General features: G+C 41.2%; 18 protein-coding genes and 3 pseudogenes. 13 read left to right on the forward strand and 8 right to left on the reverse strand.

Annotation, left to right across the window (positions count from 1 at the left end; genetic code table 11):
- Nucleotides 1–15 precede the first annotated feature (15 nt).
- The gene (locus tag HMPREF0999_RS12845) at nucleotides 16–1,518 is read left to right on the forward strand and encodes a glutamine synthetase family protein (RefSeq protein WP_009276104.1); all 1,503 of its coding nucleotides are present in this window, start codon (nucleotides 16–18) and stop codon (nucleotides 1,516–1,518) included.
- Nucleotides 1,519–2,022: 504 nt separating this feature from the next.
- A pseudogene (locus HMPREF0999_RS12850) lies at nucleotides 2,023–3,315 on the forward strand (MATE family efflux transporter).
- Nucleotides 3,316–3,513: 198 nt separating this feature from the next.
- Here the strand turns inward: HMPREF0999_RS12850 and HMPREF0999_RS12855 are convergent.
- From HMPREF0999_RS12855 to HMPREF0999_RS12865, 3 genes are all read right to left on the reverse strand, one after another.
- Nucleotides 3,514–5,601, reverse strand: coding sequence for a cation:proton antiporter (locus HMPREF0999_RS12855; protein ID WP_029257135.1), 2,088 nt, complete (start codon nucleotides 5,599–5,601; stop codon nucleotides 3,514–3,516).
- A 91-nt stretch (nucleotides 5,602–5,692) separates the two neighbouring features.
- Entirely contained in the window at nucleotides 5,693–7,480 is a 1,788-nt protein-coding gene (locus HMPREF0999_RS12860) for a glycoside hydrolase family 15 protein (RefSeq protein ID WP_009276108.1), read from the reverse strand.
- Between the two features lie 5 nt (nucleotides 7,481–7,485).
- Nucleotides 7,486–9,747 (reverse strand): bifunctional alpha,alpha-trehalose-phosphate synthase (UDP-forming)/trehalose-phosphatase, encoded by a 2,262-nt coding sequence (locus HMPREF0999_RS12865; RefSeq protein WP_009276109.1) that lies wholly within the window; start codon nucleotides 9,745–9,747, stop codon nucleotides 7,486–7,488.
- A 702-nt stretch (nucleotides 9,748–10,449) separates the two neighbouring features.
- Here HMPREF0999_RS12865 and HMPREF0999_RS12875 point away from each other — a divergent pair.
- The 11 genes and pseudogenes from HMPREF0999_RS12875 to HMPREF0999_RS22950 all read left to right on the forward strand — a co-directional run.
- Nucleotides 10,450–10,923: a hypothetical protein gene (locus HMPREF0999_RS12875; RefSeq protein WP_009276111.1), complete on the forward strand. Its 474-nt coding sequence runs from the start codon at nucleotides 10,450–10,452 to the stop codon at nucleotides 10,921–10,923.
- 88 nt (nucleotides 10,924–11,011) lie between these two features.
- The gene (locus HMPREF0999_RS21980) at nucleotides 11,012–11,149 is read left to right on the forward strand and encodes a helix-turn-helix domain-containing protein (protein ID WP_227805569.1); all 138 of its coding nucleotides are present in this window, start codon (nucleotides 11,012–11,014) and stop codon (nucleotides 11,147–11,149) included.
- Between the two features lie 370 nt (nucleotides 11,150–11,519).
- Nucleotides 11,520–11,600 (forward strand): potassium-transporting ATPase subunit F, encoded by an 81-nt coding sequence (locus HMPREF0999_RS23340; protein ID WP_080504992.1) that lies wholly within the window; start codon nucleotides 11,520–11,522, stop codon nucleotides 11,598–11,600.
- Nucleotides 11,601–11,627: 27 nt separating this feature from the next.
- Nucleotides 11,628–13,337 carry a potassium-transporting ATPase subunit KdpA gene (kdpA, locus tag HMPREF0999_RS12885; protein WP_005858471.1) on the forward strand — a complete coding sequence of 570 codons (1,710 nt, stop codon included), beginning with the start codon at nucleotides 11,628–11,630 and terminating at the stop codon, nucleotides 13,335–13,337.
- A gap of 16 nt (nucleotides 13,338–13,353) precedes the next feature.
- The gene (gene kdpB / locus HMPREF0999_RS12890) at nucleotides 13,354–15,393 is read left to right on the forward strand and encodes a potassium-transporting ATPase subunit KdpB (protein ID WP_009276112.1); all 2,040 of its coding nucleotides are present in this window, start codon (nucleotides 13,354–13,356) and stop codon (nucleotides 15,391–15,393) included.
- A gap of 80 nt (nucleotides 15,394–15,473) precedes the next feature.
- Nucleotides 15,474–16,055, forward strand: coding sequence for a K(+)-transporting ATPase subunit C (locus HMPREF0999_RS12895; protein WP_009276113.1), 582 nt, complete (start codon nucleotides 15,474–15,476; stop codon nucleotides 16,053–16,055).
- Between the two features lie 31 nt (nucleotides 16,056–16,086).
- Nucleotides 16,087–16,857 (forward strand): hypothetical protein, encoded by a 771-nt coding sequence (locus HMPREF0999_RS12900; RefSeq protein WP_005858477.1) that lies wholly within the window; start codon nucleotides 16,087–16,089, stop codon nucleotides 16,855–16,857.
- Between the two features lie 13 nt (nucleotides 16,858–16,870).
- A complete protein-coding gene (locus tag HMPREF0999_RS12905) occupies nucleotides 16,871–17,992 on the forward strand; it encodes a sensor protein KdpD (protein WP_005858479.1) in 1,122 nt (373 codons plus the stop codon).
- 10 nt (nucleotides 17,993–18,002) lie between these two features.
- The gene (locus tag HMPREF0999_RS12910) at nucleotides 18,003–19,721 is read left to right on the forward strand and encodes an ATP-binding protein (RefSeq protein ID WP_009276114.1); all 1,719 of its coding nucleotides are present in this window, start codon (nucleotides 18,003–18,005) and stop codon (nucleotides 19,719–19,721) included.
- Between the two features lie 28 nt (nucleotides 19,722–19,749).
- On the forward strand, nucleotides 19,750–21,096 hold the full coding sequence (locus HMPREF0999_RS12915; RefSeq protein ID WP_008779450.1) for an aspartate kinase: 1,347 nt from the start codon (nucleotides 19,750–19,752) through the stop codon (nucleotides 21,094–21,096).
- Between the two features lie 329 nt (nucleotides 21,097–21,425).
- A pseudogene (locus tag HMPREF0999_RS22950) lies at nucleotides 21,426–21,869 on the forward strand (ATP-binding protein); the annotation flags it as partial.
- A gap of 152 nt (nucleotides 21,870–22,021) precedes the next feature.
- Here HMPREF0999_RS22950 and HMPREF0999_RS23250 read toward each other — a convergent pair.
- The 5 genes and pseudogenes from HMPREF0999_RS23250 to HMPREF0999_RS12945 form a co-directional block, all read right to left on the reverse strand.
- A pseudogene (locus tag HMPREF0999_RS23250) lies at nucleotides 22,022–22,236 on the reverse strand (site-specific integrase); the annotation flags it as partial.
- Between the two features lie 534 nt (nucleotides 22,237–22,770).
- Complete coding sequence (locus HMPREF0999_RS12935; protein WP_347153011.1) at nucleotides 22,771–23,412, reverse strand: nucleotidyl transferase AbiEii/AbiGii toxin family protein; 642 nt, start codon at nucleotides 23,410–23,412, stop codon at nucleotides 22,771–22,773.
- Nucleotides 23,310–23,537, reverse strand: coding sequence for a nucleotidyl transferase AbiEii/AbiGii toxin family protein (locus HMPREF0999_RS23345; RefSeq protein ID WP_347153010.1), 228 nt, complete (start codon nucleotides 23,535–23,537; stop codon nucleotides 23,310–23,312). Before HMPREF0999_RS23345 ends, HMPREF0999_RS12935 begins: the two co-directional genes overlap by 103 nt.
- Nucleotides 23,452–23,646 carry a hypothetical protein gene (locus tag HMPREF0999_RS22955; RefSeq protein WP_005828821.1) on the reverse strand — a complete coding sequence of 65 codons (195 nt, stop codon included), beginning with the start codon at nucleotides 23,644–23,646 and terminating at the stop codon, nucleotides 23,452–23,454. Before HMPREF0999_RS22955 ends, HMPREF0999_RS23345 begins: the two co-directional genes overlap by 86 nt.
- 4 nt (nucleotides 23,647–23,650) lie before the next feature.
- Nucleotides 23,651–24,232, reverse strand: coding sequence for a type IV toxin-antitoxin system AbiEi family antitoxin domain-containing protein (locus HMPREF0999_RS12945; RefSeq protein WP_005828819.1), 582 nt, complete (start codon nucleotides 24,230–24,232; stop codon nucleotides 23,651–23,653).
- Nucleotides 24,233–24,266 lie beyond the last annotated feature (34 nt).

Here is a 24,266-nt window from a genome sequence, read left to right on the forward strand (position 1 = left end):
TAATCAATATAAGACATGAACAAAGAACTAGAAATGACTCCCAACGTATTAGTGGAGTTTTTACAAAAGCCAGCGTCCGAGTTTACGAAAGAGGACATTATCCGTTATATCTATGAGAAAGATATCCAGATGGTTAATTTTATGTATCCTGCAGGCGACGGACGTTTGAAAACACTAAACTTTGTAATCAACAATGCGGCCTATCTGGATGCGATCTTGACTTGCGGTGAGCGTGTGGATGGCTCTAGTCTTTTCTCGTTTATCGAGGCGGGAAGTAGTGACCTGTATGTGGTGCCCCGTTTCCGTACGGCTTTCGAGGATCCGTTTGCGGAATTACCTACGCTTACCATGCTTTGCTCATTCTTCAATAAGGATGGAGAACCCTTAGAAAGTTCCCCGGAATATACCTTGCATAAAGCTTGTAAGGCTTTTCATGAGGTGACGGGAATGGATTTTGAGGCAATGGGTGAATTAGAATATTACGTAATCGCACCGGATGAAGGCGTTTTCCCTGCTACCGACCAAAAAGGTTATCATGAATCCGCTCCTTACGCTAAGTTCAATGAGTTCCGGACGGAGTGCATGCACTGCATAGCGCAAGCCGGGGGACAAATTAAATATGGTCATTCAGAAGTTGGTAACTTTACGTTAAATGGTTTGATCTATGAGCAAAATGAGATCGAGTTCTTACCATGTCCTGCGGAAAATGCAGCGGATCAATTGATGATCGCTAAATGGGCGATCCGCAATCTAGCGCATGAATATGGATATAACATCACTTTCGCTCCGAAAATTACGGTGGGAAAAGCAGGTTCCGGTCTGCATGTCCATATGCGTATCATGAAAGATGGCAAGAATCAGATGTTAGCGAATGGTATCTTATCCGAAACCGCCCGTAAGGCTATCGCTGGAATGATGTGCTTAGCTTCCTCTATTACGGCTTTTGGAAATACGAACCCAACCTCATATTTCCGCTTGGTTCCACACCAAGAAGCACCTACGAATATTTGTTGGGGAGATCGGAATCGTTCAGTTTTAGTCCGTGTTCCGCTAGGTTGGGCCGCAAAAACGGACATGTGTGCTTTGGCGAACCCATTGGAACCTGCCAGCCATTATGATACGAGCCAAAAGCAAACGGTCGAGATGCGCTCACCGGATGGCTCCGCTGATTTATACCAATTATTGGCAGGATTGGCAGTTGCGTGCCGCCATGGTTTTGAGATCGACGATGCTTTGGAGATCGCTGAGAAGACTTATGTAAACGTGAATATTCATAAGGAAGAGAATCAAGATCGCCTAAAGACATTGGATCAACTCCCAGACAGTTGCGCAGCCTCAGCCGCCCGTTTAAGACAACAGCGTGCTGTTTTTGAAAAATATAATGTGTTTAGTCCGAGTATGATAGACGGCATCATCCATAAACTGGAATCTTATGATGACGCTTCTTTACGCAAGGACCTAGAGAATAATCCGGAAGAGATGTTGAAGCTGGTCAATACTTATTTCCATTGTGGCTGAAAATCCTTTTTATGGTTTCACAAGAGGGTGTGTCATGACACACCCTTTTTATGCCCTGCTTTCATCTCTTGAACTTTCCATTGCGTTTTTTTGAATATCCGAGCACAAGAGAGGCCATAAATTAAAACGAAAATATTCTAGAGAAGAAAAAAAAGATATAATAGTAAAAAAAACATGATAAAAAATTGTTATTTACAAATAAAGGCTTACCTTTGCCAACATCAAAACAAAATGATGTTATAAATTCATTTTGAAGTTATATGTTTTTCGAGTTTAACCTTGACTGTGAGCACAAAAGATTATCGCGAAGATCTTTTGAACGGTTGGATAGAGACGTCTATTTAGCCGTTTTTTCTTTTAGCCCTATCCAATAAAGCTATTCAGCTATTTGACAGATACAGCTTTATTTGTCACGGAGATTTTATATCCTTTTATTTTATGGATTACGAAATAACATACTGCATAAAAGCGGTATGTTGTATCGCACTATTATACAGTTGAGCAATGAATTATACATATAAACAAATATGGCTCATCAACTTTCCTGTAATGATGAGCATCTTAATGGAACAATTAATCAATATTACGGATGCTGTTTTCTTAGGCCACGTTGGAGAGATAGAATTAGGAGCGTCCGCTATCGCCGGAATTTATTATTTGGCGATTTATATGCTTGGTTTTGGGTTTAGCATTGGGTTGCAAGTAATGGTAGCTCGAAGGAATGGAGAGCAAGATTACAAGGAAACCGGCAAGACCTTTTTTCAAGGCTTATTTTTCCTTTTGGGATTGGCTATCTTTCTTTACCTTCTCATTCATACGGTTTCCCCATTTATATTAAAGAAGCTGATCGTTTCCTCGGATATTTATCGAGCGGTAATCCTATACTTGGATTGGCGTAGCTTTGGATTGTTGTTTTCATTCCCATTTTTAGCGATACGTTCTTTTTTAGTGGGGATAACGCATACAAAAGCTCTATCTTGGGCTGCTGCCATAGCGGTATTAATCAATATTCCTTTAAATTTTTATTTGATATTCACTAGGGAATTAGGAATCTCGGGGGCGGCAATTGCCTCTTCTTTGGCAGAGATGGGCTCCTTTATGATGCTTTCCTTCTATATGTGGATACGATTGGATAAAGAAAAATATGGGTTAAGGCCGGTCTATAATGGTAATTTACTTATAAAAGTCTTGAAGTTATCAACATGGAGTATGCTTCATGCGTTTATTAGTGTAGCCCCTTGGTTCTTGTTTTTCGTTTCAATTGAACATTTGGGAAAAATAGAGTTAGCGATTTCCAATATAACCCGGAGCGTATCGGCTATATTTTTTGTGATAGCGAATTCTTTTGCGCTTACAACAGGCTCATTAGTCAGTAATGCGATTGGTGCGGGAGAAGGGAAGGCACTATTTTCAATCTGTAGTAAAATTCTGAAATTAGGTTATGCCATAGGATTTCCCTTGGTTGCGATTGCTTTATTGTGTAATCGATGGATTATTGGTTTTTATACGAGTAATGAACTATTGATACAATTAGCTTTTGCCCCTTTTGTTGTAATGTTGTTGAATTACACTTTCGCTTTACCGGGTTATGTATATTTGAATGCTGTCGGAGGAACAGGAAAGACACAAATGACTTTCCTTTTTCAAGTTACGACAACAACCATATATTTGGTTTATCTTTATTAGTTATGTCGCTACACGCAAGCTCCTCTCGCAATCTATTTAACAGCGGAATACGTCTTTGTAATTCTGTTGGCTACACAATCTATTTTTTATTTGAAAAAGAAACATTACTAAAAAACGAAGAAAGATGATGACTAAAATATATCCACGTACGGGAGATAAACAAACCGTATATCTAAATACCATTATACAAGATCCTCAAATAGTGGGATTGGCCTATAGACAAGATTCGCCAGTGTTTACCATACATTATGAATGGTGCTTTAGATGAGTTATTATCTATTGAGGATGACTGACATATTTCTCTTTTCGCTATTTTAGGAACTGGTAAGAAGTGAAAAACTTATTATGACGTTCTCCCAACTCATTTACCATTTGCTCGGCTTCTTCTTGGGAAATCAAACCCTGTTCCTTGAATTGTTCTATCCTCTTTTTTTCGTTGCTCAATAACATACGGACAGACTTGCGAGTCACAGCCTCTTTATATGATTTAGGATAATCAATGGATATTTTTGTGATAAAATTCGATGCTCTAGTTATATTTTTACGGATCTCGACTTGTAAAAGCGATAAGCAACTTTCATATTCGGTAGAGACTGTTTCCGAGGAGCCAAACTCGTTAACCAGTTTCAAGGACTCTTTCTGGGCTATGATCAATCCCCTTGCCAAATCGTACCCTAAAATAATTCTGTCTTGATAGTAAATATCTGCCCATTTTTGGAAAAAACGAGAGAAAAACTTCATACTGATTATCCATGAAGGTTCCTCACAGAATTCAAAAATATCGCCTCGGTCGCATAGAGGTTTCTTTCCGTCTCGATCGTATTGTTCATCAATTGCGGCATTTAAACGTCTTTGCGTCCCGGATGAAATGACACCGTTTGTGTATAGGCTCCAATAGAGCGAGCGCTCTCTATCCAAGATTCGTAGGCGTATGTCTGCCATTACGTCTTTGGTACGGACAGGCATTTCCGGATATATTTCTTTTTGAGGTAGAAACTGTTCGACAATACTCCAGTCTGTTGCTTCCAACGCTTCCTTCTGTTTCAAATCTTTTAGGTATTTTTCAGAACCTTCGTACAACTGTTCTTTTACGCTATAATCCAAAAGAAGCTTGGAGGACGGTATCTCTGCCAATCCCAATTTTTTTAGAAGCCAACCGATTGTAGTCGCATTTATTGTCAATGTTAAAGTTACAATCCCAGCCGTAAGGAAAAGTACTTGCCGACGTATTGGTTCTGGTATCGAAAAGGTATACGATACCATCAGTGCCATCGTTAGTCCCAATGCACCACGTAATCCTCCCCAACTCAAGATCGTGGACTCTCGCACCGACAAGCCATATCCGGACCGTTTCATGATCGGATAAAATATGGTTATTATTAATATACGAATGATATTTATCCCGGCATATACACAGATAAGAATCAATAAATCCATCCATGAGAAGTCTACCTTCAATGCTATTACGATACCGACAATTATGAATATCAATGTATTTGCTATGTGTGCTGCCAATTCCCAAAATTGACGCATGAATTTATTGACCTGCGGTTTCAGCCTCGGACGGCCCATGTAAGAGACTGTTAAACCGAAACCGACCAAAGCGATTACTCCCGATTCTTCCAAATAATTTTGCGCTATGACAAAAGTCATATAAGCGGAAAGAATCATCACGCTGTTTTGAAGCATCTCGTCTCCATTTACTTTTGTGATAAATTGAATACACAAATAAGCCAAAAGCGTACCAAGCAGGGCTCCTCCGGCAACGACCATGATAAAGTCCGCTACGGGAGAATCCGAAACACCAGTAGCGGTATAGGCTCCGAAAAACAGCATGAAAAGGACAATACCGGTTCCATCGTTCAGCATCGACTCGGCATCGACTAGCGTCGAGAAACGTTTACTGGTGCCTAGCTCTTTCAACAATGCGACAACGGCCACTGGGTCTGTCTCACTTATCAAGGCTCCGAACATCAATGCAAAGGTCCAGTTCCACCCTTCATAAGAAGGGGCGAACGTTCCGATCCCTATCATCAAGGCAGCCGTCAGCAACATCGCAATAATGACACCCGGTACGGACAATATAGTGGCATTTGTCAATGTTTTTCGAAAGATATGCACGTCCAGTTCATAAGCAGCGTCGAATATCAAGATCGGAAGAAAAATATAAAGTATCATATCGGGATTAGCATTTCCGGCAAGATCGATCGATGATTTTAATATAGGAATGCTTTCCAACCAGCCTATCCGGTCAAACGTACCGATCAATAATCCAAAGGCAAATAGCCCGACCGTGTAAGGAAGAGGCATCTTTTTTAATCCGAATTTTAAAATCGCACCTCCCATCAACCCTATCAATACAAAAAATAATGGGGCCAGTAAATTATTCGTTTCCATATTGATTCCTATGAGCTTTGTCCTATAAAAATAGAATAAAATCTCTTTCATAGTGAAAAAATATTTCCAAAATGAAAGAGATACAGAAGGTTTATTTAAAAGACAGTCGTATGTCCTCTTCCGAAAACAATATAGCGGTATTGACTAGTGCCAAATGGGAATATGCTTGAGGAAAATTCCCCAGTTGCTCCTTGGTTTCAAAATCAATGTCTTCACTGAAAAGTCCCAAGTGATTTGAATTATGAAGCATTTCCTCAAACAGACTACGTGCTTCTTCTTTTTCTCCAATGACATAAAGAGCACGGATGAGCCAGAACGTACAAATAGTAAAGGCGGAAGAGGGGAGTCCGAAATCATCATGAGATTTATAACGGTACATCAACCCTTTATAAAGTAACGCATTCTTTATCGCTTGCACTGTTTTATGGTAGCGTATGTCTCTCGGATCGATAAATCCGTACGGTTCCATTAACAACAAGGACGCATCAAGGTCGGAATTACCGTAGGTTTGCGAGAAACTTTGCATCTCTTCTTTCCAACCGTTTTTCATGACATTTTCTTTGATTACGGTCGCTTCTTCCGACCAACGTCTCCGGTATGTCGGTTTGTTTAATAAATCTGCAATACGAGCTCCCCTGTCTAATGCGACCCAGCACATAACTTTGGAGGAAACAAAATGCTGTCCTTCTCCTCTAATCTCCCAAATGCCTTTGTCTGGTTTTTTCCAGTCAATCATCACATTCGTCAGGATACTTTTTACCATTTCCCACATATCTTCCACCTCGTCCAATGTACCGGGCATCAAACGATAGTATTGGTAGATCAGGTCCATTAAATAGCCGAACGAGTCATTTTGAAGCTGGTGGTAAGCATCATTACCGATCCGAACGGGTCGTGAGTTCTTATAACCGGAAAGATGTCCCAGAATAACTTCCGTCAATTTTCTTTCTCCGCGAATACCGTACATGATCTGGTAAGTATCGTGTTGAGAAACAAAAGTAGACTGGACAAATCTCATGAACCGCCTTGCGGCTTCCACATGGCCTATCTGGAACAAAGTTTCAATGGACATGGAGGCGTCGCGCAGCCAACAAAAACGATAATCCCAGTTACGGACTTCTCCGATCGTTTCCGGTAGGCTAGTTGTTATGGCCGCCAATACGGCTCCATTATAAAAAGACATCAATTTTAAAACTAGGAGACTTCGCTCAATGATATCGTTATAGACCGTAAACTTCTTGGTTCGGTCAGTCCAATTCAACCAATAAACCAGCGTCCGGCAGTATTCCAGTTTCTCACGCTCAATGTTGACGGGTATTACTTTCTCGTTATATGAAAGTAGCAAGAACTCGTCCTTAGCCAGTACGATTTCTTTCTGTTCCAAGATGTTGTGCAAAGGTAGTGAGGAATAAAGATATTGCCTATCTTTGCTGTTAGAAGTAGAGTAGGTCTCTATATATTCCGAGGTCGTGTTGAAAATTGTCTTTCCACGGGCATAGTCCGGAGCCGGCTCATAGTTGATTTTAAAACGGGGAGTACCTTTGATTCTGCGGATATATCGGTAGATCTCTGCCGGACGATAACAATTGCTCGCATCGCTCAGATGGTAACAAGGCATGAAATCTACAACGGCAAATTCATTTTCTTCTGATACGAAGTTGGTCGAAAGAATATTTGTATGAGGAACATACGATTGCGATATTTGATAATCCGGAGAAACCTCGAAGCCGAAATATCCCCCTTTCTCCCGATCGAGCAATGATGCAAAGATGGAAGGTGAGTCGAAGTTAGGGAAACATAACCAATCTATACTGCCTTTATCCGAAATCAAAGCCGCAGTGCAGCAATTTCCTATTACTCCGTAATTTAACTTGTCCATAAAAATTATTTTTTATTTGTCCACAATCCTTTAAAAAAATCAACGGTGGCTTTCAGTTGACCTTTTATGCTTTTGGAAGTCGTTCCGTAACTAACACCTTCACCCGACAGTTCTTCCAAAAAAGGCAATACTTCTTCCTGCGAGGACAGATTGTATTTGGCTTTTTCAGATACAATTCCAACTTTAACTGTTATGGCGGATACTGGAAGAGCCCGAAACATATCCTCATCCGTCGTGTCATCTCCCATTGCTAGTATAAAATCATAGCGGGAAGCCAATAATAGGCGATCTACTTCCGAACCTTTTGTGCATTCTGGAGATTTTATTTCCACGACTTTGTTGCCCTGCATGATTTGTAATCCCTTTTTCAGGCAAACAGGCATTATAGCCTTTGTTAGCTGTTGCGCTCTCAGCTCTCCCAGCCAGGCGTCCGATTCTCTATAATGCCAGGCAAGAGCAGCTTCTTTTGTCTCAAGATGAGAGTACGGGGTTTTGCTTACAAACAAATTTAGAATAAACAATAGCTCCGAATCCCACTCTCGATTGCCTATGTTTTTATGCCATGCGCCTTTTTCCTTGTAAAATGCACCATGCTCGGCGGCAAAAGACAGAGGAAGATCTCCCAGCCATTTCTCCAATGTATAGTGGTCCCGCCCGCTATTAATGGTTACATGATTCCGAGAGTCGGAACAAAAACGCTGTAACAGGTCTCGTAATGCAGGTGTTGGAACTGCATCTTCCGGATGATTTTTGAATGCAGTTAATGTTCCGTCGTAATCCAGCAAAATCAAGCGCTTTTTCGCTTGGTCATATAATGTTTTGATTTCGTTCTGGTCTTGTGCGGAGATCTTTTTCTTTTGTAATCGTTTGTTTTTCTCTGCGGTCTGCCGCCATTCTCTCATGAAATCCGCAGCCCATTTGTTTACGGTTTGAACCGAAAGGATGGCTTGCATTCGCTGAAGCCTTTCTCTTTGTTCCTCCAATGGCATTTTCAATGCACGGCAAATGGCTTGTTCGATCTGGTCCGTGTCGTTTGGATTAATCAATAAAGCATCAGACAATTCAACCGAAGCACCGGCCATTTCACTTAAAATGAGTACCCCCGGATTATCTTGTTTGGTAGCGACATACTCTTTTGCCACAAGATTCATACCATCGCGCAAAGGGGTTACCAAGGCTATATCGGCAACATAATACATCGCTACCAATTCCTCAAAAGAGAAACCGTGATAAAAATAACATACCGGAGTCCAATTCATGGTAGAGTAAGTTCCATTGATAGAACCGATCTCCTCGTCTATTTTGGTTTTCAATTCGGCATAACTGCCTACATGGTCGCGAGAGGGGACGATAACCATCGCCAATGTCACTTTCCCGTGATATTCCGGATGATTTTTCAAAAAAGAGGCGAATCCGTAAAGACGGTGCAATATTCCTTTGCTGTAATCCAGTCGGTCTACCGATATGATTAACTTATGATCTCCAAATAGAAGTCGTGTTTTCTCTACTGCGTGGTGGACTTTGTCATCAGCTATCACATTGTGATAAAGATCATAGTTTATCCCCATCGGTAATGCATCCACACGGGTTACACGATCATTCATTTGAACTTCATCCAGATTGAAATTCTTATGAAGGACGCGTTCCGTCGCACTGATGAAATGACGCATATAATCGTGAATGTGAAAAGCGACAAAGTCGGCTCCCAAAAGTCTGTTCAGGATCTCGACCCTTTCGGGCAGAATCCGGAAAAGTTCATGTGAAGGAAACGGAATATGGTGGAAATACCCGATATGAAGGTTGGGAAACTTCTCACGGAGCATGCCCGGCAACAGCATTAACTGATAGTCCTGTACCCAAACCCAATCATTAGGTTCAACTATCCGCGATATCTCTTCACAAAAAACAGCATTGACTTCCCTATATGATTCCCAAAAGTTCTTTTTATATAACGTATAAGCAAAAAAGTAATGACAGAGGGGCCATAGGGTACTGTTGCTATATCCTTCGTAGTAATTTTCATACTGCCTGTCGGATAAGAATACCGGATGATAATTATTTTTTTCCAATTGACTGCAAATGTCATCTTTTTCCGTCTTTTGTTCTACGCAGACGCCAGGCCAACCGATCCAATGTTTTTCACAATCAACGTCCAATGACTTCAAACCTGTAGCCAGCCCTCCTTCGCTCCGTGAAAAAACAAATTTTCCATCGGAGGAACGTGTAACTTTTACAGGCAACCTATTCGAAATGATAAATAATCTCATATTTGAAATATTATATACAACACAAAGCAAAATCCATACCAATTTGTATTTGTTATTGATAAACAGATGTTTGCAAATAGGGAAGCCTAAGTAATATTACCAAAATGAAAAAGTGTTTTTCATTTTAGTTGGTTTTTTTTACTTTCAATTTAGAATTGGTATTTTTAATCGATTGATATATAGCGATTTATGTTTATTGTTCTTAAATTGGTCTGATTTTGGCATTATCTTTATCAGTTTAGATTTCCGAAGAAAGTATCATTAATATTCATCTTCGGTTGTCTGCTATAAGAAACAATGTAGAACAACAAAGAAACAAAATGGTATTTTTTATTTATCAGTTAGGCTCGCTTGCCTCTGTATGGGCAATCAGCAATTTAATAAAAAAAGATGTTCCTCAAAGGATCAAAAACAAGATTATCGTTCTGTTACTAGTAACAAGCTGGATTGGTGTTTTTGGATATTTTTTCATTTTGAAAAACAGGATTGAAAAATGGTGGCCTTGCAAGAAGTATTTGGTTGCCCATAGAAGGATATAAGTTTCATATTATATATTATTGCAATTAAAGTTGTTTTATGTGTACCAAAATCTTTTTCTCCATTCATTATGTAAAGATTTGAATTGTTTTTTTCTTTTTGAGCCGTGGATATAATTTATTCACGGCTTATTTAAAGGATTTGATTTCAAAAATTAGGATACAAATGAAAAAGAATATGCGGATGAACTTTTTGAAGCAACGGATAACGGTAATATTACTGTTAGTGGCTAGCGTATGTATATGTGGTAGCATCAATGAATTCTATTTCTTCGAAAATGATTATTATTTTAAATATCTGCTGAATACTTTTACAGGAATCATCCTTTTGACAGGAATTGCCTATTTATGCTATCCTCAAAAGAAGACAAATCAGGAAAATGAATTGGTGCTGAATGAATACAAACTGGTGTATGAAACGGAGTCTACCGCATCGCAATATTTTATTTCTGATACAGAAGCTTGGAACACATTAAGAAAACAATTGAAAACAACAGCTCAGGGACATGCTATTTTATATATCAGCGAAAGTTGCGAATTGCCTATAATCAATAACACGATTTTAGCTAAAAAAAGAAATTTCGATTGTTGGAAGCCTGTCTGTGCAGGGCAGATATCTAAAGATTTTGGTGAGATTTAAAGTGATCATAAAAAATATATGGCAGCCATAAAACGATGTCCATGGAAAGGAAATGTTAATTATCTGAAAATACGGGAATAATATTGAATTGGACCTAATCAGCGTTGAAAAACACCTCATTCAGAAAGTTCTCCAACATACCAACGGATACAAACCCGAAGCAGCTCGTCTTCTTGGGATAGGCTTAACCACACTTTATAGGAAGATGGAAGCCTATGGACTATAATGTGGAACACTTTGTTCTTGCATACCCGGTAGGTTACCTAAAACAGGCAGCTTGCCTTTTTTATATACCTTTTCAAAATGAAAATATCTTTTTCCTTTTGAAAAGGATTGAGCATATTACATAATAATATTATTTTTTGATTATATAGCTGATAAACAATGCATTGTGCAAGAACTCGATTTTTTGGCACAGCTTTGGCATATAGTAGGGTGGAAAACAAATAAATAGTATTAACAATTAAAAAAGACAAGTATGGAAGATACGTTATCATTTTTGTTCTTGTGTGCTACCGGTGTAGCATGCTATTGGTTTTTCTTCAAGTGTGTGGACTGGTTTGAGAAAATTTAATGTAAGAAAGGAGAATTAAATTATGTTTTTAGCACTGTTTATACTTTGCTTATTGATCTTCGGGTATTTGATGTATGTCCTAATTAAGCCCGAAAAGTTTTAATGGTAATTAGTTTTTTTAAGTGAAAAGATGAATACAGAAATTTTAGGTGTAGCATTGCAGATATTGCTGCTGCTGGTTATCAGTTACCCGCTGGGAAAGCATATCGCCAAGGTGTATAAGGAGGGAAACGACTGCATGCGTTTCATGGCTCCAATTGAAAGATTTATTTACAAGCTGGCGGGTATCAACCCCAATGAAGAGATGGATTGGAAGGCATTCTTGAAATCTCTGCTTATTATAAACGTATTTTGGTTCTTCTGGGGTATGATCCTGTTGGTATCGCAAGGATATCTTCCTTTGAATCCTGATGGGAACAGCGGACAAAGTCCAGATTTGGCGTTCAACACGTGTATTAGTTTCATGGTTAACTGTAACTTGCAGCACTATAGCGGAGAAAGCGGTTTGACTTATTTTACACAGTTGTTCGTCATCATGTTGTTCCAGTTCATCACTGCTGCAACAGGTATGGCTGCCATGGCTGGAATTATGAAGTCGATGGCCGCCAAAACAACTAAAACAATCGGCAACTTCTGGCACTATTTAGTGATCAGCTGTACACGTATCCTTTTCCCGATGTCTCTGATCGTGGGTTTCATCCTGATCATACAAGGTACGCCGATGGGCTTTGACTCCAAAATGACAATCCCGACATTGGAAGGAGCTGAACAAACTGTTTCACAAGGTCCTACAGCTGCAATCGTTCCGATTAAACAGTTAGGTACGAATGGTGGTGGTTACTTCGGAGTAAACTCTTCTCACCCATTGGAAAACCCGACTTACCTGACCAATATTGTAGAATGTTGGTCTATTCTGATCATTCCGATGGCATTGGTATTTGCTTTGGGATTTTATCTGAAACGTAAAAAGTTAGGTTATGTGATCTATGGTGTGATGCTGTTTGCTTATCTTTTGGGGGTATTCTGTAACGTTCACTATGAGATGGCAGGTAACCCGAAAATCGACGAGATGGGTATTGACCAGTCTTGCGGTGCTATGGAAGGTAAGGAAACCCGTCTGGGTCCGGGCGCAACCGCTTTGTGGTCTGTGACTACGACCGTCACCTCTAATGGTTCCGTTAACGGTATGCACGACAGTACAATGCCTCTTTCTGGTATGGTGGAGATGTTGAACATGCAGATCAATACATGGTTTGGTGGTGTCGGCGTAGGTTTCATGAACTACTATGCATTCTTGATTATAGCCGTATTCATCAGCGGTTTGATGGTCGGACGTACGCCGGAATTCTTAGGTAAAAAGGTAGAAGCCCGAGAAATGAAGATTGCAACGATCGTTTCGTTGGCTCACCCATTCGTGATTTTGATCTTTACGGCTATCTCTTCCTACGTATGGGTATATGCCCCTGAATTCGTAGAGAGCGAGGGTGGCTGGTTGAACAACCCTGGTTTCCATGGTTTCAGTGAAATGTTATATGAATATACTTCTTCTTCTGCTAACAACGGTTCCGGTTTTGAAGGATTAGGCGACAATACCTATTTCTGGAACTACACTTGCGGTTTGGCACTGATCATTTCACGTTATTTGCCAATTGTCGGACAGGTAGCTATTGCAGGTCTTTTGGCAAACAAGAAGTACACTCCGGAGAGTGCGGGTACATTAAAGACTGATACGGTTACATTCGGTGTGATGACATTCTTCGTAATCGTCATCGTTGCTGCCTTGTCATTCTTCCCGGCACAAACATTAGGCCCGATCGCCGAATATTTTAGTATTTACTAATTGACAGATTAAGAAGATGAGAAATAACAAAACTGCTTCTTTATTTCCAAAGAAGCTCGTTATAGAAAGTTTGAAGCAATCATTCATTAAGTTGAATCCGCGGATGATGTTCCGTAACCCGATCATGTTTATCGTGGAGGTGGTGACATTCGTCATGTTGTTTGTTACGATTTGGGCGGCTACCACCGGTGATACGACACAAGGATCTTTCGGTTACAATATCTTAGTGTTTATTATATTGTTCGCCACGTTGCTTTTCGCCAACTTCGCAGAGGCGATTGCAGAGGCACGAGGCAAGGCACAGGCCGACAGTTTGCGTAAGACCCGGGAAGAAACTCCTGCCAAATTGTGTGTCGGTAACAAGATTGAAACGGTCAGTTCTTCTCAGTTGAAGAAAGGCGACATCTTTATTTGTGAAGCCGGCGACACGATTCCTTCCGATGGTGAAATTATCGAAGGTCTGGCTTCTATCGATGAAAGCGCCATCACAGGTGAATCTGCTCCGGTGATCCGTGAAGCGGGTGGAGACAAGAGTTCTGTAACAGGCGGTACGAAAGTATTGTCCGACCAGATCAAGGTGAAAGTGACGACCGAACCGGGTGAAAGTTTCTTGGATAAGATGATCGCCTTGGTGGAAGGCGCTTCTCGCCAGAAAACTCCGAACGAAATCGCCTTGACAATCTTGCTGGCAGGTTTTACATTGGTATTCGTTGTTGTTTGCGGTACCTTGAAACCGTTTGCTGATTATTCCAACACGACGATTACGATCGCGGCCTTTATCTCTTTGTTCGTTTGTTTGATCCCGACTACGATCGGTGGTTTGTTATCTGCCATCGGTATTGCCGGTATGGATCGTGCGTTGTCTGCTAATGTGATCACCAAATCCGGTAAGGCGGTTGAAACAGCCGGTGACATTGATACTTTGCTGCTCGACAAGACCGGTACGATCACGATCGGTAACCGTAAAGCAACCCAGTTCTATCCGGTATCCGGCATTGACGAACACTCTTTTGTACAAGCTTGTCTACTGTCCTCTCTTTCAGACGATACACCCGAAGGTAAGTCAATCGTGGAATTGGGACGTGAAAAAGGTGTACGTGTACATGATCTGAATACATCCGGATCAAAGATGATCAAGTTTACGGCAGAAACTAAATGTTCAGGAGTGGATTTGGCAAACGGTACTCGCATCCGTAAAGGAGCTTTTGATGCTATTCGTAAGATGAGTGAGGCTGCCGGCAACAAATATCCGAAAGAGGTGGCCGATTTGGTTCAGAAGATCACGAGTAACGGCGGTACTCCGCTGGTTGTTTCACAGGATGATTTCATCATTGGTGTGATCGAGTTACAGGATATCATCAAACCGGGTATCCAAGAACGTTTTGAACGTTTGCGTAAGATGGGTGTGAAGACGGTAATGGTAACCGGTGATAATCCGTTGACCGCAAAATATATCGCTGAAAAAGCCGGTGTAGACGATTATATCGCCGAAGCCAAACCGGAAGACAAGATGAACTATATCCGTAAGGAACAGGAAAACGGTAAGCTGGTCGCCATGATGGGGGACGGTACGAACGATGCCCCGGCCTTGGCTCAGGCAAACGTTGGTGTCGCAATGAACAGTGGTACGCAGGCTGCCAAGGAAGCTGGTAATATGGTTGATTTGGACAACGACCCAACGAAACTGATCGAGATTGTCGAAATCGGTAAACAGTTGCTGATGACTCGCGGTACGCTGACTACTTTCAGTATCGCTAACGACGTGGCCAAGTATTTCGCTATCGTACCAGCTCTGTTCATGGTTACGATCCCGGCATTGGCCCCGATGAACATCATGCACCTGCACAGTCCGGAATCAGCGATCCTAAGTGCGATCATCTTTAATGCGATCATCATCCCGATTCTGATCCCTCTGGCATTACGTGGTGTGGCTTATAAACCGATCGGTGCTTCCGCATTGCTTCGTCGCAACTTGCTGATCTACGGTTTGGGCGGTGTAATTGCCCCGTTCATTGGTATCAAGTTGATAGATATGATTGTAAGTTTATTCATGTAAAAGTAAAATCAATATTAAAAACCTTCCTCCCTCTGTATGAAGATAGGAGGAAGGTTAAGAAAATAAAACAATAATTCATTATGATATCAAATCTTTTTAAATCATTAAGACTGACAATTGCATTTTGTTTGTTCTTCAGTGTTTTCTACATCTTCGTTTTGTGGTTGTTTGCCCAAGTGGCAGGACCGAATAAAGGTAATGCTGAACTGGTTACATTGAATGGAAAAGTAGTGGGGGCCGCCAACGTTGGTCAGAATTTCACGCAAGATATTTATTTCTGGGGACGTCCTTCCCATGCTGGTGATGGTTACGATGCATCCAGTTCGGCAGGTAGTAACAAGGGACCTTCCAATGAAGAACATTTAGCTTTGTTGGAAGAACGTATTGATACATTCTTGGTTCATCATCCTTACCTAACCCGTGAAAAAGTTCCGGCTGAAATCATCACAGCCAGCAGTTCCGGTTTGGATCCCCATATCTCACCGAAAGCGGCTTATGTACAGGCCAAACGTGTAGCGGACGCTCGTGGATGGTCGGAAGAAAAGGTCATGGGTATCGTCAATTCTCATGTTGAGAAACCGTTATTGGGTATGTTCGGAATGGAGAAAGTAAATGTATTGAAATTAAATGTTGCGCTTGATCAAGCATCAAATAACAAATAACAAATTTTAATAAGTCAATTAGATTTAGGTTATGAAATCATTCGTAAAAAAAGTAGCAGCCTTGGCAATTGTATTCTCAATGGCATCTTCTACGTTGGCTAATGCACAGGAAGAGGATGGTAAAGTAAGTTTTTCTGTGCAGGGAGATTTGGTAAGTTCCTATATTTGGCGTGGTTTCTACCAGACTGGTGCTAGCTTCCAGCCGACACTATCACTGGGGGTAGGTAATTTCTCTTTGACAGCCTGGGGATCTACCGATTTTCAGGGAGCAAACTCTACATCTATGCCTGCGGCTAAAGAGATAGATTTAACGGCAGCGTATACATTCGGATCAGCTGGTCCTACATTATCTGTCGCTAGCTTATGGTGGGCAGGGCAAGGCTCTTGCCGTTATTTTAACTTCAAAAGCCATGAAACAGATCACCATTTTGAAGCAGGTTTGGCTTACACTTTGCCTATTGAGAAGTTACCTTTGTCTATCGCCTGGAATTTCATGTTTGCCGGTCAAGACAAAGATGAAAATGGAAACCAAAACTATTCTTCTTATGTGGAGTTGAATTTTCCATTCACAGTGAAGGGCGTCGATCTGAATGCAACTTGTGGTGTTCTTCCGTATGATGCGGGAATAACTACGTATGGAGGTGATGTAAATAGTGGATTTGCAGTAACGAATGTTGCATTGAAAGCAACGAAAGATATCAAAATCACGGATTCTTTCTCATTACCTATTTTTACACAGGCAATTTGGAACCCTCGCATGGAGGATGCCCATCTTGTCTTGGGAATTTCTTTAAGACCTTGATATAATAATACGCATGGACCGAGAACAAAGTGTACAACATTTTTTAGATTTGTTGAAAAAGTCTCGTCGTGGCAATTTTAAAATCTACATCGGCATGATTGCCGGTGTAGGTAAATCGTATCGGATGCTATCAGATGCCCACCAATTACTGGAAAGCGGTATCGATGTCAAGATCGGTTATATAGAAACACATGGGCGAGTCGAGACGGAGGCATTGGTGGAAGGATTGCCTATCATCCCCCGCCGCAAGATATTTTATAAAGGAAAAGAGATCGAAGAGATGGACTTGCAGTCGATTCTCAGTATCCATCCTGAAGTTGTCATCGTTGACGAATTGGCTCATACCAATGTCGAAGGCAGTAAGAACGAAAAGCGTTGGCAGGATGTCATGGATATACTGGATGCCGGTATCAGTGTGATCACGGCGGTCAATATTCAGCATATAGAAGGACTTAACGAGATGGTGCAGGACGTGGTTGGCATTGAGGTCAAGGAACGTATTCCTGATATCGTACTGGAGCAGGCTGATGAAGTGGTCAACATAGACCTTACTGCTGACGAACTGCTGGCTCGGTTAAAAGCCGGAAAAATATACAAACCCGATAAGATACAAACAGCATTAAATAATTTCTTTAAGGCTGAACATATTCTTCAGCTTAGGGAGTTGGCATTGAAAGAGGTAGCTTTGCGGGTAGAAAAAAAAGTGGAGAATACCATTCCAGAGAATCTCGGCGTACGCCACGAAAGGTTTATGGCCTGCATCAGCAGTAATGAGAAAACTCCCCGTAAGATCATACGGAAAGTCGCACGGTTGGCAACCCGATATAATTCCAAGTTTTTTGTACTGTATGTACAAACCCCAAGAGAAAGTTCCGACAGGATTCCGTTGGCAAGTCAAAGGCATTTGCTTAACCATTTCAAGTTGGCAACGGAACTTGGAGGAGAAATCATTCAAGTGCAATCCCCACATATAACGGATGCGATCGTACAGGCTTGTAAAGAAAAGCAAATCAGTACGCTATGTATCGGACGACCAGCTTTAAAATATCCTTCCGCTATCCTTGCGATGGTCCACTATCGGAACATGTTAGAAGAGTTGGCTCAATTAGGCATTGATTTAATAATATTAGCATAAAAATCCTTCCATGAATATGAATATAAAAACAAAGTTGACTTATGGGATAGGACTTTTATTTGTCCTGATCACTTTATTAGGTGGATTGGCTATAAAAAACATTCATAATGTATCGGATGACACGCAGAATATCCTAGCGGATAATTATAATTCACTCCTTTATTCCCGTCAGATGCTCGAGTCACTGGATGCCATTCGGGAAAATCCGAATGCTCGAAAAGAGTTTGAGGCCGGGTTGGAAGCTCAGAAAAAAAATCTGACAGAGAAGGATGAAGACGTACTAACCAACCGATTAAGTTCGAACTGTGAAAAGGCGTTGGATGACATGGATGATGAATCGATTCGGCAGATACGCCAGACGATTTATACCATTATGGCAGTCAATATGTCTGCCATTTATGAAAAGAATGAAGTGGCTGTCCATACGGCGGAAAGGTCTCTCTTTTGGATCTGGACGGTAGGAATTGCTTGTATCGTGATCGCCTTCCTCTTTCTGGCTCGCCTGCCACGCTCGGTCAGCGTACAGATCCAGAAATTGACGGATGGCATCAAGGAAATCACCAATGCCAATTACAGCAAACGGCTCAATTTGGGCAATGAACCGGAGTTTAAGGAAATAGCCACGTTGTTCAACGAGATGGCCGAGCGCTTGGCCGAATACAGGAACAGTTCGCTGGAAGATATCCTGCAAGGGAAAAAATATATAGAAACAATTATCAACAGCATTGCAGAACCTATCATAGGCTTGAGTAAGGAACGGAAGATTTTGTTTGTCAATGACGAGGCTTTGACTGTTTTGAATTTGACACGGGAAAACATTATCGACAAACCGGCTCCCGAAGTGGCGTTAAAAAATGATCTGCTGCGCCGTTTGATCCGCCAGTTGGTACATCCCGATGACAATAAGGATCCGTTGAAAATCTACGCAGACAACAAGGAAAGCTATTTTCAAGTAAAATACATCCCGATCAACGTTAACAGGCAGACTGGACTGGAGAGTAAGTATGTCGGGGATGTGATCCTGTTGAAGAACGTGACCGAATTTAAAGAAAAAGATATTGCAAAGACAACCTTTATTTCGACGATCTCCCATGAACTGAAGACACCGATATCAGCTATAATGATGAGTCTGAGATTGCTGGAAGACAATCGGATCGGAAAACTGAATACAGAACAGGAGAGCCTTTCCAAGAACATAAAGGAAAATAGTGACCGTTTGCTGGAGATCACTGGCGAATTGTTGAAGATGTCACAGGTAGAAAGCGGTAAGCTCTACCTGAATCCGAAGATTACCAAACCGATCGAACTGATCGACTATGCCATCAAGGCGAACCGGGTACAGGCCGAGCGTTTTAACTGTCAGATCGAAGTGGAGTATCCCGAAAAGATTGCCAAATTGTTTGTCGACAGCGAGAAGATTGCTTGGGTTGTGACCAACCTGTTATCGAACGCCATCCGTTATTCGTCGGAGAACGGACGGATTATCATCGGTGCACGACAGATCGACAAAGCCGTCGAGATCTATGTCAAGGACTTCGGAAAGGGCATTGACTCGCGTTACCACGAAAGTATTTTCGACCACTATTTCCGTGTGCCGGGAACAAAAGTACAAGGTAGCGGTTTGGGACTTGCCATCAGCAAGGACTTTGTGGAAGCTCATGGTGGTACGATCCGTATCGAAAGCGAAGTCGGTAAAGGTAGCACGTTCGTGATCAGATTCAATGTATAAAAAGTAAAATCAAAAATCAGATAGTCTAATGAAAGTATTAAAATTTGGTGGTACTTCAGTCGGTTCTGCCCAGCGGATCAAGAATGTCGCATCAATCATTTGCGATCAGGAACAGAAAATAGTAGTACTCTCTGCCATGGCAGGGACAACAAACTCTTTAGTGGAGATATCTGAGTGCTTCCATAAGAAAGATCCGGAAAAAGCCAATGCGGTCCTTTCTTCCTTGGAGCAGGCTTATGTCAATCATATAGAAGAATTATACCGGAGCGATGTCTACAAGGAAAAAGCCATGCAATACATGCTCGAACGGTCTCAACATGTCTGGTCTTTCTCTAATATGCCTTTCAGCATGTTCGATGAAAAGGAAATCTTGGCGCAGGGTGAGCTAATATCAACCTTTCTGATGACCTGCTATCTGGAAGAACAAGGAGTGAAGGTAGTTTTATTGCCTGCGTTGAACTTCATGCGGATTACAATGGACAATGAACCGGACATGGAATATATCGCTAAACACCTAAATACACTTTTGGAGCAAAACAAAGAGGCAGAAATATATATTACGCAAGGTTTCATCTGCCGGAATGCTTACGGCAGCATTGACAACTTGGAAAGAGGAGGAAGCGATTACACCGCCTCTCTAATTGGGGCGGCTATCCAAGCAGAAGAGATACAGATATGGACGGATATTGATGGGATGCACAACAACGATCCACGGTTTGTCAATGACACCGCTCCTGTTAGGCAGTTGAACTTCGACGAAGCCGCTAAGTTGGCACATTTCGGTGCCAAGATACTACATCCGACTTGCATCCTGCCTGCCAAGGAAAAGAACATACCGGTACGTCTCTTGAACGCATTGCAGCCAAGTGCGTCGGGTACATTGATCTCGAACACGGCGGAAAAGGGTGCGATCAAAGCTGTTGCCGCCAAAGACAACATCACGTATGTCAAGATCAAGTCGCTCCATATGATACCGACACCTCATTTTCTGAGCATCGTGTTTGATACGTTCTATAATTACAATACGCCGGTGGACATGGTGACCACTTCCGATATCGGGGTTTCCGTAACGATTGATGATGACAAGCATATAGACGAGATTGTGGGTGTATTACGGAAATACGCAACGATTACAGTCGAAAAGAATATGGTGATTGTTTGTGTTGTTGGTGACCTGGAATGGCAAAATGTCGGTTTTGAGGCACGCATCATCAATGCATTGAAAGATATTCCCGTACGGATGATTTCATACGGCGGAAGTAGTAGTAATGTATCGTTGGTGATGAAAGCGGAAGATAAAGTGCATGCTTTGAAGGCGCTTAGTGAGCACTTGTTTTCCGTATCAGACAAACCTGTGTTATCATCCGTTTCTTAAAAGAAAATTAAGATTAATAGTTGAGCATATTTGTTTTTTGATTTGTTTTAGAAATGAAGCAGAAGCAGTCTTTTTTTGTAGAGACTGCTTCTATTTTTCGGTAATAAACAATGAAAATTCTTCTGTGTATTGACAGGTGGAAAATCTGGTATAAACTGTCCCCCCATTATCCTATCTAAAGAGTCCCCCAAAATCCAATTTAAATTGCCCCACCCCAAAAAACATTAAAAGAGTTACAGAATCAGTTCATAATTCTACATTAATCTATTAAATAGACAAAACAGATAGTATTCCCAATAAATCAATCAGCATGAACAAGATTTGTCAAGGAGGCGTGCGACTTGTTTGTCATGGGAAGCTCCGGTACAGGAAAGAGCTACATTACCACAGCCTTGGGATACAGAGTCTGCCAGAAAGGATTGAAAGTGCTGTATGCCAATACTTCCAGACTTTTAGGGCAGTTGAAGGCCACCAAGGTAAAAGGTAGCATCCTGTAGGAGCTGAAAAAGATAGAAAGGACGGATATGCTTATACAGGATGATTTCGGCTTGCAGCCGTTGGACAACGGAAGCAGAATGCATCTGATGGACATCATCAAAGACCGATATGGTAAGAAATCAACACTGATTACATCACAATTGCCGGTCAAAAACAGGTATGATGTCATCGGCAAGAAGACAATAGCCGGCGTAGTCATGGACAGAATAACTCACCAAGCCGCAAGAATTGAGCTGCACGGAGAGTCCATACGCAAAATTTGCGGGAAGAAATGAATGATTATATTGGCAGTAAATAAAAATTATAAACCCAGCACAAATCGAAAACTAATAAACTGATTATGTGATATTTTTTTGTATTTTAGGAAAAATAAATCGGGGGTCAATTTAAGTTGGATATTGGGGATCTGTTTCATTGGAGTTTCCAAGTTGTCGTTATACTCCTTGAACACATTGTATAATGTTTTGAAAGTTTCGTCCTTTTCCTGATAGCGGTTTACTATGGCACGTGCGGAGACAATCTTTTCCTCCAATTCCAAGTCTTGGTAAATCTGATAGAATTTCACACGCAAAGGTACTTTCCCGTTTTTAACGGTTTACTACGCTTGATGAAGAACAACACGCTGAATATTTCTCTTTCCATACGGCTCAATTTTTAATGATACAAAGTTAGGAAATCGAACCGAGAACCCGGTTATGTAAAATAGATCAATGTGCTGTAAAAAAACGAAGTAGCACTTGTGCTGTGTAACATTTTAGGCTTTCTAAAACTATCTCCCGAATAAGGATGTATAGTTTGCTTTAGTCCCACTTATTTTACCTATTCTTGAAAATGAAAAATCCCTAAACTTCTTTGAAATTTAGGGATTTACATCGTTTTGCCTTCTTAAAAAGTGGTGCCACCAGGAATCGAACCTTTTATTTCGGTTTATTCTAAATCCCTGATTGACTGCACATTTACTACTTTATCTTTTATGAAAGCCATTGAATTAGCACTACACTAAATTCATCGCTTTTCGTAATTGTCTTTACAATCATCATCTCTTTGACAACGTAAAGGTAGATAAAAAGTTCGATTTCCGCAAATGTCAATAGGGATTTTTATGAAATATTTTTTGCTCAAACCTGATAATGTTCCTAAAAGATGGCTAAGAGCCTGTCTTAATCTTACTCAATTCTATTTTGAGAGTTTTATCCAATATCTTTCAGCCATAGGCTGTAGCCTGTCTCTTATTGCCTTCATCACAGTATCGAAATCAAGTGCCTCTTTCCATTGAATTTTTCTAAGAAAAGCCTTCCAACGGCTTATGCGTGCCCCGTCTGTAGCAAAACTATCCGTAAACAGTTGCAAATCGGGGTTGTATGCAAGTCTTCGATTGTCGAACGTCGCTTCGATAGCGTCATACAAAGCGTCGTCATTCAAATTTCTCTTCGTCAGGAGCTGATAACAGTCAAAGAAATCTTTCATGCGACTGTTGAGGACATCACGATCTATCATCGTATGGAACTTCTCGGCAATAACGGTTTCTAAAGAATATGCCTGTATATTCACAGAAGGGATATCCGGTAAAAGCAGAGGAAAGTCTATAGTTGTTGGATGTGGAATGACGACATCGCCAAAGCCAATATCTACAGACATATTATAAGCTATGGTATCCATATGGACAGTAAAATAGAATCTTGTACCAAAATATTTCTTTTCGACTGTAATCGGTTCTATTTTGATACTTCCTGCGTCAAAAGATACCCCATCTTCATGGCATACGATACCCAGGATTTCTTGGAATACACGAGCCAGGAAATCCCTGCCACGACTGATCCTGTCCGCCATAAACCCACATCAACCGTAGGACGAGCCTCAAGTCCATTCATGGCATAAAGCAAAGAACCGCCTTTCAACAAGAATTTGTCCTTGTACCGGCTTACAGAAGCCCTGTAAAGCAGTCTCTCGTTGAAGTATCTTGCCAGAAGATACCATGTATTTATAGCCTGTCTCATTCATGAGGTTGAGCAAGCGTGTCTTTACAGACTTTCCATAGTTTTTCCTTCCCATTATCTTATTCTATTGCGATTTCGAGGTAGTTTTTCAACGTGTTAAACACTCTTAGGCGCTTGGCGTAATCCTGCAAACGGGCGAGATTACGGTTCGGCTTTTTCAGATAAGTACGTATTACTTCCGCGCAAACGTCCAGACCGATCTTGTTCCGATACTTCACCGCATCACAAACACTTCGTTCCATATCAGTAATATGAACTTTATATCCCGATATATCCGCATCCATAATCCCAAACTCCAAGTTCTCTTTTTTCCAATAATAAAGTTCTATAGGCAGGGCGTGTGGAAGCACTACTTTCCTTTTATTGGCAATGGCTATGCAAAAAGCAGGCGGGACTGTCGTAGACAGTTGATGATATGTCCAGGCATTGTATAGGCATACAACACCATTCGGTATTATCCTCTCCACATCTATCATCGTGTTTAGCAATGCCTCGGGAGCAGCATATACCCCATGACGCAATCTTATCAAATCGCCACGTTCTTTAGCTCGCAACACCTGTTTATATTCCGACAGGTGAGATATATCCGTTGTGGATATAGTCCCTCCGAGAGACGCAACTTTATTAACTATATCATTCATATAATCCACCTTAGAAGTTCTTTTCACACTACAA

This window comes from Parabacteroides sp. D25, assembly GCF_000307475.1.
In the GTDB taxonomy this organism is placed as follows: Bacteria; Bacteroidota; Bacteroidia; order Bacteroidales; family Tannerellaceae; genus Parabacteroides; species Parabacteroides distasonis.

What these genes read in the sequence shown, in the direction of transcription:
- HMPREF0999_RS12900 (WP_005858477.1), top strand. Translation starts at nt 16,087, where the DNA reads ATGAAATCATTCGTAAAAAAAGTAGCAGCCTTGGCAATTGTATTCTCA.
- HMPREF0999_RS12905 (WP_005858479.1), top strand. Translation starts at nt 16,871, where the DNA reads ATGGACCGAGAACAAAGTGTACAACATTTTTTAGATTTGTTGAAAAAG.
- HMPREF0999_RS12865 (WP_009276109.1), bottom strand. Translation starts at nt 9,747, where the DNA reads ATGAGATTATTTATCATTTCGAATAGGTTGCCTGTAAAAGTTACACGT.
- HMPREF0999_RS12875 (WP_009276111.1), top strand. Translation starts at nt 10,450, where the DNA reads ATGAAAAAGAATATGCGGATGAACTTTTTGAAGCAACGGATAACGGTA.
- HMPREF0999_RS12945 (WP_005828819.1), bottom strand. Translation starts at nt 24,232, where the DNA reads ATGAATGATATAGTTAATAAAGTTGCGTCTCTCGGAGGGACTATATCC.
- HMPREF0999_RS12895 (WP_009276113.1), top strand. Translation starts at nt 15,474, where the DNA reads ATGATATCAAATCTTTTTAAATCATTAAGACTGACAATTGCATTTTGT.
- HMPREF0999_RS12910 (WP_009276114.1), top strand. Translation starts at nt 18,003, where the DNA reads ATGAATATGAATATAAAAACAAAGTTGACTTATGGGATAGGACTTTTA.
- HMPREF0999_RS12860 (WP_009276108.1), bottom strand. Translation starts at nt 7,480, where the DNA reads ATGGACAAGTTAAATTACGGAGTAATAGGAAATTGCTGCACTGCGGCT.
- HMPREF0999_RS12855 (WP_029257135.1), bottom strand. Translation starts at nt 5,601, where the DNA reads ATGGAAACGAATAATTTACTGGCCCCATTATTTTTTGTATTGATAGGG.
- kdpB (WP_009276112.1), top strand. Translation starts at nt 13,354, where the DNA reads ATGAGAAATAACAAAACTGCTTCTTTATTTCCAAAGAAGCTCGTTATA.
- HMPREF0999_RS23340 (WP_080504992.1), top strand. Translation starts at nt 11,520, where the DNA reads ATGTTTTTAGCACTGTTTATACTTTGCTTATTGATCTTCGGGTATTTG.
- HMPREF0999_RS12845 (WP_009276104.1), top strand. Translation starts at nt 16, where the DNA reads ATGAACAAAGAACTAGAAATGACTCCCAACGTATTAGTGGAGTTTTTA.
- kdpA (WP_005858471.1), top strand. Translation starts at nt 11,628, where the DNA reads ATGAATACAGAAATTTTAGGTGTAGCATTGCAGATATTGCTGCTGCTG.
- HMPREF0999_RS22955 (WP_005828821.1), bottom strand. Translation starts at nt 23,646, where the DNA reads ATGGGAAGGAAAAACTATGGAAAGTCTGTAAAGACACGCTTGCTCAAC.
- HMPREF0999_RS12915 (WP_008779450.1), top strand. Translation starts at nt 19,750, where the DNA reads ATGAAAGTATTAAAATTTGGTGGTACTTCAGTCGGTTCTGCCCAGCGG.